General features: G+C 64.5%; 13 protein-coding genes. 6 read left to right on the forward strand and 7 right to left on the reverse strand.

What is annotated here, in order from left to right; genetic code table 11:
- Window positions 1-7: 7 nt before the first annotated feature.
- Both DNX69_RS09370 and DNX69_RS26595 read left to right on the forward strand, forming a co-directional pair.
- Window positions 8-1,066 (forward strand): alcohol dehydrogenase, encoded by a 1,059-nt coding sequence (locus tag DNX69_RS09370; protein ID WP_110785726.1) that lies wholly within the window; start codon window positions 8-10, stop codon window positions 1,064-1,066.
- A gap of 590 nt (window positions 1,067-1,656) precedes the next feature.
- Window positions 1,657-2,343, forward strand: coding sequence for a hypothetical protein (locus DNX69_RS26595; RefSeq protein ID WP_234826907.1), 687 nt, complete (start codon window positions 1,657-1,659; stop codon window positions 2,341-2,343).
- 4 nt (window positions 2,344-2,347) lie between these two features.
- Here the strand turns inward: DNX69_RS26595 and gmk are convergent, their stop codons facing one another.
- From gmk to fabD, 7 genes are all read right to left on the reverse strand, one after another.
- Window positions 2,348-3,010, reverse strand: a complete 663-nt coding sequence (gmk, locus tag DNX69_RS09380) for a guanylate kinase (RefSeq protein WP_110785728.1) — start codon at window positions 3,008-3,010, stop codon at window positions 2,348-2,350.
- A 2-nt stretch (window positions 3,011-3,012) separates the two neighbouring features.
- A complete protein-coding gene (locus DNX69_RS09385) occupies window positions 3,013-3,900 on the reverse strand; it encodes a YicC/YloC family endoribonuclease (protein ID WP_110785729.1) in 888 nt (295 codons plus the stop codon).
- 101 nt (window positions 3,901-4,001) lie between these two features.
- Window positions 4,002-5,246 (reverse strand): endolytic transglycosylase MltG, encoded by a 1,245-nt coding sequence (gene mltG, locus DNX69_RS09390; RefSeq protein WP_110785730.1) that lies wholly within the window; start codon window positions 5,244-5,246, stop codon window positions 4,002-4,004.
- Between the two features lie 205 nt (window positions 5,247-5,451).
- Complete coding sequence (gene fabF / locus DNX69_RS09395) at window positions 5,452-6,717, reverse strand: beta-ketoacyl-ACP synthase II (RefSeq protein WP_110786046.1); 1,266 nt, start codon at window positions 6,715-6,717, stop codon at window positions 5,452-5,454.
- A gap of 96 nt (window positions 6,718-6,813) precedes the next feature.
- The gene (locus tag DNX69_RS09400) at window positions 6,814-7,053 is read right to left on the reverse strand and encodes an acyl carrier protein (RefSeq protein WP_009799564.1); all 240 of its coding nucleotides are present in this window, start codon (window positions 7,051-7,053) and stop codon (window positions 6,814-6,816) included.
- A 303-nt stretch (window positions 7,054-7,356) separates the two neighbouring features.
- Window positions 7,357-8,094 carry a 3-oxoacyl-[acyl-carrier-protein] reductase gene (fabG, locus tag DNX69_RS09405; protein WP_110785731.1) on the reverse strand — a complete coding sequence of 246 codons (738 nt, stop codon included), beginning with the start codon at window positions 8,092-8,094 and terminating at the stop codon, window positions 7,357-7,359.
- A gap of 20 nt (window positions 8,095-8,114) precedes the next feature.
- Window positions 8,115-9,074, reverse strand: coding sequence for an ACP S-malonyltransferase (gene fabD, locus DNX69_RS09410; RefSeq protein WP_110785732.1), 960 nt, complete (start codon window positions 9,072-9,074; stop codon window positions 8,115-8,117).
- A gap of 714 nt (window positions 9,075-9,788) precedes the next feature.
- On the opposite strand from fabD, the gene rpsF reads away from it, so the two are divergent.
- From rpsF to rplI, 4 genes are all read left to right on the forward strand, one after another.
- Entirely contained in the window at window positions 9,789-10,265 is a 477-nt protein-coding gene (gene rpsF / locus DNX69_RS09415) for a 30S ribosomal protein S6 (protein WP_110785733.1), read from the forward strand.
- A 5-nt stretch (window positions 10,266-10,270) separates the two neighbouring features.
- Entirely contained in the window at window positions 10,271-10,510 is a 240-nt protein-coding gene (gene rpsR / locus DNX69_RS09420) for a 30S ribosomal protein S18 (protein WP_011158623.1), read from the forward strand.
- 126 nt (window positions 10,511-10,636) lie between these two features.
- Window positions 10,637-11,587 carry a hypothetical protein gene (locus tag DNX69_RS09425; RefSeq protein ID WP_110785734.1) on the forward strand — a complete coding sequence of 317 codons (951 nt, stop codon included), beginning with the start codon at window positions 10,637-10,639 and terminating at the stop codon, window positions 11,585-11,587.
- Window positions 11,588-11,622: 35 nt separating this feature from the next.
- Window positions 11,623-12,210: a 50S ribosomal protein L9 gene (gene rplI, locus DNX69_RS09430; RefSeq protein WP_110785735.1), complete on the forward strand. Its 588-nt coding sequence runs from the start codon at window positions 11,623-11,625 to the stop codon at window positions 12,208-12,210.
- Window positions 12,211-12,251 lie beyond the last annotated feature (41 nt).

Here is a 12,251-nt window from a genome sequence, read left to right on the forward strand (position 1 = left end):
ACCCGACATGACGCAAATGCGTCGCCAATCTCTGGTGAAATTCGACGCCCCGCTGTGCGAGACCATCATCGACGCGCCGAAGCCACAGGGGCGCGAAGTGCTGGTGAAGATCGAGCGCTGCGGCCTGTGCCATTCCGACCTACACATCCAGGACGGCTACGCCGATCTCGGCGGCGGCAAGAAGCTCGACACCACGCGAGGCATGACGCTGCCGTTCACCCTCGGTCACGAGATCGCCGGCGTGGTCGCCGAAGTCGGTCCCGATGCGCCGCAGGATCTGATCGGCACCAGGAAAGCGGTGTTTCCCTGGATCGGCTGCGGCAAGTGCCGTGACTGCCTCGCCGGCGATGAGAACCTGTGCGCCAAGAACCGCTTCCTCGGCGTTTCGATCGACGGCGGCTTCGCGACGCACGTTCTGGTGCCTGACGTCAAGTATCTGCTCGACTACGACCCGCTTCCGACCAATGTCGCCGCCACGCTGATGTGCTCGGGTATCACTGCGTATGGTGCATTGAAGCGCCTGGTCGACCGGCCGCGCCAGCGCAATCTACTGCTGGTCGGCTTGGGCGGCGTCGGCATGATGGGGCTGTCACTGGCCCAGGCGATGTTCAAACAGCCGATCGCGGTGGCTGATCTCAGCCCGGCGGCGCGGGAAACCGCGCTGAAGAACGGCGCAGCGGTCGCCTATGATCCGTCCGAGCCCGATATCGCCAAGCGCATCTTCAAGGAAACCGACGGCGGCTTCGACGGCGTGGTTGATTTCGCCGGCAACGACAAATCGATGAACTTTGCGGTGAGCTCCGTGGCGCGCGGCGGCAAGATCGTCGTGTCGGGTCTGATGGGCGGTCAGTTCAGCCTGCCGATGGTGCAGTGGATCTACAAGCGCATGACCGTCGAAGGCTTCATGGTCGGCACGCTCGAAGAGACCAAGGAACTGCTCGCGCTCGCACGTGACGGCAAGGTCAAGCCGACGCCGATGAAGGAAGAGCCGATGCAGGACGTGCAAACCTGGATCGACCAGCTCCGCGCCGGCAAGGTCGTTGGCCGCATCATGCTGACGAACTAATCATCGCCGTCTCCAGGCATTGCGGGTTCCCCCGCAATGCCGAGATCCGAATTGTCTCACCCTCACCGAATTATCGGCATATTGCGACCCCATTCTTTGCGGAAAACACGGGCGAATAGACTTTCGTTGTCCGTGTCGAATTGGGGAAAGCCATGCACAACCGATCCGCGAAGTTGCTGTCCGTTGCGGGCGCGAGTGTCATTGCGAGCCTGGCGGTCCCGGCAACGGCAATCACCCCGGCGCATGCAGACACCTGCCTTTCGGCCCCGAACGCTCCGACGCCGGCTGGCAGTCATTGGTTCTACCGGACCGATCACGCCAACAAGCGCAAATGCTGGTACTTGCGCAAATTGGACGCTGCACCGATGGCGGTCGCCCCTGCGGACACCAACGCGGCGGACGGAAACGACGACACTGCAGCCGAAGCCGCAACCACCTCGTCCAAGCCCGTGACTGCGGCAGCGTCCGCGCAACCGACCGCAGCCCCCCTGCGCTCTTCGGTCGCCGACGCCCGAGCGGAATATGCGGCGCCATCACAACAGCGCAATCCGGCTCCGGCCGCAGCGAACTCGCCGTTTCCAGATCCGGTGATGGCGAATCCGGCCGAGGCTAGTCAGCAAGTCGCGGCGCCCGCGCCGCAATCTACACCCGCGGTACCGCCGACAACGATGACCGACCGATGGTCGGAGCCGGCGGCCACGAATCTGCCGGTCTCCGCCGAAGCGGCCGACAAGCTGCGGAGAGCCGCGAAGGTCGCGGCCAAATCAACGCCGGCCGCATCAACCGACGCATCGATGAGTGCAAGCACAATCGCCACACTGATCGGCGCGCTGCTGGCAGCTCTGGCCGTTGCCGGCGGCATCGTCGCCGCACTGGTCAAATTCGGCCGCTCCGAGCCGGTCGTCCGCCGCGATCCCACCGAACGTCCCGATCTTTGGGCGGGCCACACCGAGCAGGTCGCGCCAGACATGTATGCTGACGATTTCCGATCGAGCCCGATCGATCTCGATGCGTCTGTCGCCGCGGCGGCGACAAAGTCCGAGCAACGTCCGGCCGCGAACTGGGAAGAAGAGACCGATCCGCCGGCCTGGATCAAGGCTGCCCGCGAGCGCCACGTTGCCAACGACAGCCTTCACACGAACGATGTGCCCGCACATCCGCCTGCCCACGACAACCTCCAGGCCAGCGTCGCCGGCGAAAAGGCCCGCGAGCCGGCGCCCGCCGCCGACGAGATCGAGCAATTGCTGGCATTGGCGCAGAAGCGGTCGGCGGCTTGATCGGTCAGACGTCGAGTTGCTGACGCATATCGCGAACGAAAGCGTCGATGCCGATCTGACGCTCACGCTTGAGCTGCTCGGCACGTAGAATCGCTTTCACGGACTCGAATGCGATACCGACGTTGTCGTTGACGACGATGTAGTCGTAAGCGTCGTAGTGGCTCATCTCGTCGCCGGCCTTTTTCATCCGGCCTTGGATGACGTCGTGGCTGTCTTGGGCGCGCGTGTGCAGACGATGCTCGAGCGCCTGCACCGAGGGCGGCAGCACGAACACGCTGACGACGTCGTTCGGAGCATGGCTGCGAAGTTGCTGCGTGCCTTGCCAATCGATGTCGAACAGAACGTCACGTCCCGCGGCCAGCGCTGCTTCGACCGGCGCTCGGGGCGTCCCGTAGCAATTGTCGAAGACGTTTGCCCATTCGAGAAATTCGCCCGCAGCGACCATCGCGTCGAATTTCGGCCGATCGACGAAGAAGTAATCGCGTCCTTCGACTTCCCCCGGCCGCATCGGCCGCGTGGTGGCCGATACGGACATCTGCAGGCCAGCAGCTTCCTTCACCAGCATTCGCGACAGCGTCGTCTTGCCGGCGCCCGACGGCGACGACAGGACGAACATTACGCCGCGCCGCTCGACACCGTTGTGTCCGCCCGCCGCTCCGTCGCTCATGCTCACTCCAGATTCTGAACCTGCTCGCGGAACTGCTCGACCACGTTCTTCATCGCCAGCCCCGCATTGGTGAGCTCCAGATCAATCGATTTGGAGCAGCAGGTATTGACCTCGCGGTTGAACTCCTGCGCGAGAAAATCGAGCCGGCGGCCCACAGCACCGCCCTTGTCCAACATCTCTCGGCTTTGCGCGATGTGGGAGGCGATGCGGTCGAGCTCCTCGCGGATGTCCGCTTTCGTCGCCATCATAATCGCTTCCTGATGCAGCCGATCCGCGTCGAAGCGATCCGACGTGTCGAGCAATGCCGCGATCTGCTCGGCCAGCCTCGCCTTGATCGCTTCCGGCTTGCGGCCCGGCGCGGCCTCGGCCTGCTTGGCAAGCCCTTCGAGTTCTTGCAGACGCTGAGCCAATATCGCGGCGAGACTCTCGCCCTCGCGCCGTCGCATCGCAACGAGACTGTTCAGTGCTTCGATGAAGCTGGTTTCGACAGCTGCGCGTGCGGCCTTGTCCTCGGCCTCATCAGCCTCGGGCTCGACCACCTCGATCACCCCTTTGATGCCGAGCAGACCGTCGATGCTCGGTGCCACCGCGTCGACCTTGCCGGCGATCTCACTTGCAACCTTGAGGACCGAAGCCAGTACGTCTTGATTGATCTGAATGGTCGACGCCGCGTTGGCTCGTTTCACGGTCAGATTAGCGTACACCGTACCGCGAGATAACACTTCGGCGGCGCGCTTGCGCACCGTTGGTTCGATGTCGTCCCACCCTGGGGGCAACCGCATCCGGAAATCGAAGCCCTTGGCGTTCACCGACTTCAACTCCCACTCGAACACGTAGGGGCCGCTGGAGCCATGGCTGCGTGCAAACCCGGTCATGCTCGATAACGACATGGCGTCACTGTCTCCGGATTTGGGGTTGAGAATCGCCCCGAAAGGCTTCGCGGAACTTAGCCCAAACGCCGCCGCGATGTGAACCTTCGTGCGCGTGTAACTTACTCGGTAGTCGCCTCAGGCGCAGCACGGCGCGGACGACGTTTTTGGGTCCCAGCCTTCCCCTTCGGTGCGCCGGCCGTCGCCGCGGTGGCCGAAGGTTCGTTTTCAGTCGCCGGGGCAACCGAGTTCGACGTCGCCTCCTCCGGTTCTGCGGTATCGTTCTGGGTCTGCTTCTCTTGCGCCCGTAGCTTGGCGACGTTCTTCTGGTGCTGCTCGTAGGTATCGCTGAACGCGTGGCCACCGCTTCCGTCGGCGACGAAATACAGATCGCGGGTGCGCGCCGGATTGGCTGCAGCTTCCAGCGAGGCGCGGCCTGGATTGGCGATCGGCCCGGGGGGCAGTCCGTCGATCACGTAGGTGTTGTAAGGCGACGGCTGCGTGATCTCGCTGCGCTTGATCGGTCGGCCCAGCGTGCCCTTGCCCCCGACCAGACCATAGATGATGGTCGGATCGGACTGCAGCCGCATCTTTCGTTGCAGGCGATTGACGAACACGGCGGCGACACGTGTGCGCTCTTCCGACTTGCCGGTTTCCTTCTCGACCAGCGACGCCAGGGTGACTAACTGCTCAGGAGTCTTGATCGGCAGGTCGGGATTGCGGCGCTCCCAGATCTCCGCGAGGACGCGCTTCTGCGCGCTCTGCAAGCGGTGCAGCACCTGCTCGCGAGGCGTTCCCCGGGGAAACTTGTAGGTCTCGGGCAGCAATGTTCCTTCACGCGGAATTTCGCGGATGCTTCCGGTCAGGATTGGATTATCTGACAGCCGCTCGACGATCTGCTCCGAGGTCAGCCCTTCCGGAATCGTGATCGCATGCTGCACCACCTTGCCTTCGACGATGGTGCCGATCACGTCGCGAAGGCTGGCGTTCTTCTGGAACAGATACTCGCCGGGCTTGAGTTCGGTACGGGCTCTCAACGCAATCACGCCGCCAGCAAACACCAGCCAGCCGTCCTCGATCACACCTTCCCGCTTCAGGATCTGCGCAATGTCGTCGAGACCGGCGCGCTGCGGAATGTTGACGGTCTTGTCCTGCGCGAGCGGACCCGGTGCTTCGAGCTTGTTCTTGCCGTAGACGTACAAGCCGCCGGCGCCGATCATCACCACCACGATGAACGTGATGATCGCATTGCCGACGATCACCAGCGGATTGCGTGCGTGGTCCGACCGCTTCGGGGGCGGCGGAAGCTGCTCCGGCTCGAGTGCCGCGCGTGGGCTTCTCGGCGAAATCGGCGGCCTGTCACTCATCGGTGCAACCTGAATCCTGTCGGCTCGCATTGGGGCCCGCGCAATTCGCGCCGGCGACATTCGGGATCACGACGTCGATGCAATGTCCCGTCGGGAGTCTATCCAGGCGGATGAGGGCTGCAACCGATCATACTCCGAAACTAAAGCACCGCGTAGGGTTTAGCAGCGATTGCGGCGAAACGGTGGATGACGAGACGCACTGCGTCTAGTTCGGCACGCGCTGCAACAGCAACGATGCGTTAGTGCCACCGAACCCGAAAGAGTTCGACAACGCAACGTTGATTTCGCGGGACCTGGGCTTCCACGGCACCAGATCGATCGCAGTCTCGACCGAGGGGTTGTCGAGATTGATCGTCGGCGGCGCGACGTTGTCGCGAATCGCCAGCACGCTGAAGATCGCCTCCACGGCGCCGGCTGCGCCGAGCAGATGTCCGATCGACGACTTGGTCGACGACATCGACACCCGCGAGGCCGCGTTGCCCAGCAGGCGCTGCGCCGCACCGAGCTCGATCTCGTCCCCGAGCGGCGTGGAGGTGCCGTGCGCGTTAATGTAGTCGATGTCCGACACCGCGATGCCGCCACGCTTGATCGCTGCGCTCATGCAGCGAAACGCGCCGTCACCATCCGAGCTCGGCGCCGTGATATGATAGGCGTCACCCGACATGCCGTAGCCGATCACTTCGGCATAGATCTTCGCGCCGCGCGCCTTGGCGTGTTCGTACTCTTCGAGAACGACGACGCCGGCACCCTCGCCCATCACGAAGCCGTCGCGATCCTTGTCGTACGGCCGCGACGCCTTGGTCGGCGCATCGTTGAAACCGGTCGACAGCGCCCGCGCTGCGGCAAAACCGGCCATCGCCAGACGACTGATCGGAGATTCGGTGCCGCCGGCGACCATCACGTCGGCGTCGCCAAGCGCGATCAAACGCGACGCGTCACCGATCGCATGTGCGCCGGTCGAGCACGCGGTGACGACCGAATGGTTCGGGCCCTTGAGGCCGAATTCGATCGAAACGTAACCGGACGCGAGGTTGATCAGGCGACCGGGAATAAAGAACGGAGAAATCCGGCGGGGGCCGCGTTGTTCGAGCAGCAGCGCGGTCTCGGCGATGCCCTGCAGGCCGCCGATGCCGGAGCCGATCAGCACGCCGGAGGCGCAGCGCTCTTCTTCAGTGGAAGGATGCCAGCCGGCGTCATCGAGCGCCTGGCGAGCCGCAGCCATCGCATAGACGATGAAGTCATCGACCTTGCGCTGGTCTTTCGGCTCCATCCACTGGTCTGCATTGAAAGTGCCGTCGGTGCCGTCGCCGCGCGGAATCACGCAGGCAATCTGACTGGCAAGGTCGGAGACGTCGAACGTGTCGATCTTGCGCGCGCCGCTCTCGCCGGCGAGCACGCGGCTCCAGGTTGGTTCGACGCCGCAGCCCAGCGGCGACACCATGCCAAGGCCCGTGACGACAACCCGTCTCATCTCCATCACTCCGGAATCAAATGCGCACTGCAAAACAAGAAGCCGGTGGACCGCACTCGCGCGGCCCGTCCGGCTTCCGTTGCATCGCGCGGAGCGTCAGCTCTTGGCGTTCTTTTCGAGAAACTTGGTGGCGTCGCCGACAGTGAGAATCGTCTCGGCGGCATCGTCCGGAATTTCGCAGCCGAACTCTTCTTCGAACGCCATCACGAGTTCGACGGTATCGAGGCTGTCCGCACCGAGATCGTCGATGAAGCTGGCGCTCTCGACCACTTTCTCGGGTTCGACACCAAGGTGTTCGACCACGATCTTCTTAACCCGCTCGCCAATCTCACTCATCTATTTAACCCCGTGCTGTTCCGTTTCGACCCGACCGACAGACGATACGAGCCATCGTGGTGCGTCAACTCGCTAAGTTCCCGTCGCATCGCGAAGTGTGTTGATTTTGCCCCCGTCCCCGGGTCGAAGCCGACCACTAGGCGTCAGGCTCCCCATCGCCAATATACAGGGTTTGGAGATCCTGCAATGGCCTTCTTTTGCCTGTCCGCCGGTGCTTCGGTTATCATACTTCCGATGCATTGACCACAAGGCCGGGGCAGCGGGAGCAGGATCGCACACGCCGCCAAAGCCTCGCAGATCGCCTCAGATCATCGCCATCCCGCCGTTGACGTGAATGGTCTGACCGGTGACGTAGGCGGCCTCGTTCGAACTGAGATAAACCGCCGCGGCGGCGATGTCCTCGGGGCTGCCGAGCCGGCCGGCCGGGACTTTGCCGAGAATCGCTTCGCGCTGCTTGTCGTTGAGAACGTCGGTCATCGGCGTGGCGATAAAGCCCGGCGCAATGCAGTTCGCCGTGACGTTGCGTTTGGCGTATTCGGCGCCGAGCGTCTTGATCATGCCGATCAAGCCGGCCTTCGAGGCCGTGTAGTTGCCCTGCCCCGGGTTGCCGGTGACGCCGACCACCGAAGTGATCGCGATGATGCGGCCGAACTTCTTGCGCATCATCAGCTTGGTGGCGGCGCGCGTCAGCCGGAAGGTCGCGGTGAGATTGACCTTGATCACCTCGTCCCAATCCTCGTCGCGCAATTGCACGAACAGATTGTCGCGGGTGATACCTGCATTACATACCAGGATGTCGAGCCCGCCCATCGCCTCGGCCGCCGCCGGCACCAGAGCCTCGACGTCGGCCGCATCCGACAGATTGCACGGCAGCACGTGCACGCGTTCGCCGAGCTTGCCCGCCAGCGCATCCAGTGCCTCGCGCCGCGTGCCCGAGATCGCCACGGTGGCGCCCTGGCCGTGCAGCGCCTGGGCGATCGCGCCGCCGATGCCGCCGCTTGCGCCGGTGACCAGCGCGGTTCTGCCTGTCAGATCGAACAATTTCGCCTCCTTGTGCCGGCTTATGCCGGGCGTCCGGCCGCCAGCGCGTCCTTTGCCGACGCGATGTCGTTGGGGCCGCCTACGGAAATACCAGTCGCGCCATCGGCGATGCGCTTCACCAGACCACTCAGCACCTTGCCGGCGCCGATCTCCAGAAACTGGCCGACGCCCTGCGACGCCATGAAGGCCACCGACTCGCGCCAGCGCACGGTGCCGGTGACCTGTTCGACCAGGCGGCGGCGAATCTCGTCGGGATCGGTGATCGGAGACGCCAGAACGTTGGCCACCAACGGCGCCGCCGGCGCGTTGATGGTGACGCCCGCGAGCGCCTCGGCCATCGCCTCGGCAGCCGGCTGCATCAACGAACAATGGAAGGGAGCGGACACCGGCAGCAACATGGCGCGCTTGGCGCCCTTGCCCTTGGCGATCTCGACCGCGCGCTCGACCGCGTCCTTGTGACCGGAGACGACGACCTGCCCGCCGCCATTGTCATTCGCAGCCTGGCAGACCTGCCCCTGCGCCGCTTCGGCCGCCACCGCGACGGCAGTGTCGTAATCGAGCCCGAGCAGCGCGGCCATCGCGCCGACGCCGACCGGAACCGCCTTCTGCATCGCCTGACCGCGGATCCGCAGCAACCGCGCCGTGTCGCTCACGCTCAGGCTGCCGGCAGCCGCCAGCGCCGAATATTCGCCGAGGGAATGGCCGGCCACGAAGGCGGCGTCTTTGCCGACCGACAGACCCGCCTCGGTCTCGAGCACGCGCATCGTCGCCAGCGACACCGCCATCAGCGCTGGCTGCGCATTCTCGGTGAGCTGCAGGGTTTCGGCCGGGCCTTCCCAGATGATCGCCGTCAGCTTTTCGCCGAGCGCGGCGTCGACCTCGTCGAACACCGCCCGTGCTGCCGGAAAGGCATCAGCCAGCGCCTTGCCCATGCCCACGGCCTGGGACCCCTGCCCCGGAAAGGTGAATGCTGCGGTCATCTGGATTCCTGAACCTGTCTCTGAAGTCGGGGCCGTAAGACACCGCCCGGCCCTGTCGTGTCAAGTTGACTGCCGTCTAACATCCGTTCGTTCCGGCCGCGAAGCACAGGCTTGCTGCGCCCGATGTGGCGCGGCCCCGTAAGCAGCTCGAGAGAATGCCCTGTCGGCAGCATGAAATGCTTGACCGCACAACGGCATGACAACGGCTCCTCGGAAACTGATCAATGCCGATCCAGTGATGCAATCGCCAGCCCATGAACGAGTATTCCTCATGCGATGGATCAGCGAACGACAATTGCTTCTGAGAAAGGCGACCTTTTGTACACGCCGCCGTCTTGCGGCATAACGAGCCCCAGCCCCCGGCATGCGTCTCGTCGCTCCATCTCGGCGTGCGCGGGGAATGGGACCTGATTCGGATCGCTCGTCTGGCAGGCAGGATCCCCACGCCGGCCGACTTGTGGCCGGAACTCTGGCTTTCCGTCCCTTGCCAAGTCGGCCGAAATCCGTATAACGGCGCATCCGCAGATCCCGGCCGGGAGCTGAACGGACGGTCTCACCATGATCTCCCCTGGGTCTTGTCTCCCTTGGCGATTTTGATGCGGCAGGGCCAGTCGGCTCGTCGTCCCGTGCTTCCGCCTTCTGAGCAGTCGAGTCCTTTCCGAAGGGTTCGAAGGGCTTGCCGCCGGTTTTGCGCTAACACGAGAAAGGACAACCATGCCTCTTTATGAGCATGTATTTTTAGCGCGCCAGGATGCCAGCGCCCAGCAGGTCGAAGAGCTCACCACCCAGATCACCGGTGTGATCGAAAGTCTCGGCGGCAAGGTCGCCAAGACCGAGTCGTGGGGCCTGCGCTCCCTGACCTACCGCATGAACAAGAATCGCAAGGCGCATTTCGTGCTGCTGAACATCGACGGCCCCGCCGCGGTGGTCGCCGAAATCGAGCGCCAGGAGCGAATCAACGAAGACGTCATCCGTTACCTGACGGTGCGCGTCGACGAGCACGAGGAAGGCCCCTCGGCGATGATGCGCAAGGCCGATCGTGACCGCGAGCGCGACGACCGTGGTCCGCGCGAAGGCGGCTTCCGCGGTGATCGCGAAGGCCGTGGCGACCGCGACGGTTTCCGTGGCGATCGTGGTCCGCGCCGTCCGCGTGAAGACGCCGAAGCCCCCGCAGCAGCAGTCGAGGAGTAAGCATCATGGCTGAAGCAGGTGCACGCCGTCCGTTCTTCCGCCGCCGCAAGACCTGCCCGTTCACGGGAGCGAATGCGCCGAAGATCGATTACAAGGACTCCAAGCTGCTGATGCGTTACGTCTCGGAGCGCGGCAAGATCGTGCCGAGCCGCATCACGGCCGTGTCCGCCAAGAAGCAGCGCGAGCTCGCGCGCGCCATCAAGCGCGCCCGCTTCCTCGGTCTGCTGCCCTACGTGATCCGCTAAGTGAAGTAGCCCCGCGGCGTCAGCGCCGCGGGGCTCACCTCTTTTTCTCATAAGGCTTCCGGGTCGTCCGGTCGCCGATGGTTGGGGCAAAGCGCCTCTAACCGCTCGAAGGGAGCGGGACAGCTGATGATGATCAACATTCTGATCGCGCTCGCCGCAGGCTGCGCTTCGGCGCTGATGTTCGCCTCGATCGTTTCGGGCGCGCTGATCTCTTTGCTGCTGTTCTATCTGGCGCCGCTGCCGCTGATGGTGGCCGCGTTCGGATGGGGTGTGCTCGCCGCCGCGATCGGCGGCCTGGTGGCCGCAATCGGCCTCGCCGCCCTCGTCAGTTTCCCCTACGCCATCGCCTTCGTCGTCACCATCGCCGTACCGGCTTGCTGGCTCGGTCACCTCGCGCTGCTGGCCCGGCCGGCGGAAGCCGCGCAGAGCGAGCCCGCTGCGCTGGAGTGGTACCCGATCGGCCGTCTGGTGGTGTGGATGGCCGGATTCGCCGCGACCACCACGATGGCCGCGCTGTTCACCCTCGGCGCCGACGGCAGCGCGATCAATGACGGCCTGCGCAACGGCCTTCAGCGCACGCTCGGCCCAGGCAGCACGCCCGGCAGCGACGCCGCCCTGGTCGACGCGCTGGTGACGATCGCGCCGCCCGCCGCCGCCACCGTTGCCATGCTGACGCTGACGCTGAATCTGTGGCTGGCAGCGAAGATCACCTCGGCCTCCAACCGCCTGGGCCGGCCGTGGCCGGATCTGCGGACCGTGACGCTGCCGCCGATGACTTTGGCGGTGTTGTCGCTGGCGCTCGCACTCAGCTTCGTCGGCGGTTTGACCTCGATGTTCGGCAAGACTGCGAGCGCCGCGCTGTTCGTCGCCTACGGGCTGACCGGCGCTGCGACGCTCCACACGATAACGATGGCGTCGCGTAGCCGCCTGTTCCTGCTGAGTTCAGCCTATGCGCTGATGCTGATTTTCGTATGGCCCGCCGTCGGCCTGGTCGCGCTCGGTCTGGGCGACGCCTTTCTCAATCTTCGGCAGCGCTACTTCCAGCGCCGTTCGATGCCGCCTCCGCCTACTCACTAGTTCAAACTTCTTAGCAAACACACGAGGAGATCATCATGGAAGTCATTCTGCTGGAACGTGTCGCAAAGCTCGGTCAGATGGGCGAGCTGGTGCGCGTCAAGGACGGTTACGCACGTAACTTCCTGCTGCCGCGCGGCAAGGCGCTGCGCGCCACCGCCGCCAACCGCGAGAAGTACGAGCACATGAAGGCCGACCTCGAGGCGCGCAACATCGCCGCGAAGGCCGAAGCCGCCAAGGTCGCCGAGAAGATCGACGGCCAGAATGTGGTGGTGATCCGCCAGGCTTCCGAAGGTGGCCAGCTGTTCGGCTCGGTGTCGGTGCGCGACATCGTCGTCAGCTTCGATGCCGAAGGCGTCAAGATCAACCGCAGCCAGGTGCTGCTCGACGCCCCGATCAAGACCATCGGCAAGCACCCGATCCAGGTCGCCGTGCATCCGGAAGTCGAAGTCGAAGTGTCGGTCACCGTGGCGCGCAGCGCCGAGGAAGCCGAGCGCATCAACCGCGGTGAGGACATCTCGACCCGCCGCGAGGATGAAGACGCCGCCGCCGAAGCGCTCGCCGCCGCCGGCGAATTCTTCGATCCGGATGCCCAGTTCGACGAAGAGCAGCCGGCCGAACAGTAAGCAACGCTCGCGTCCTTGGAACGGGGCCCGGCCTGAGCGAT

This window comes from Rhodopseudomonas palustris (assembly GCF_003226555.1).
Lineage (GTDB): Bacteria > Pseudomonadota > Alphaproteobacteria > Rhizobiales > Xanthobacteraceae > Rhodopseudomonas > Rhodopseudomonas palustris_I.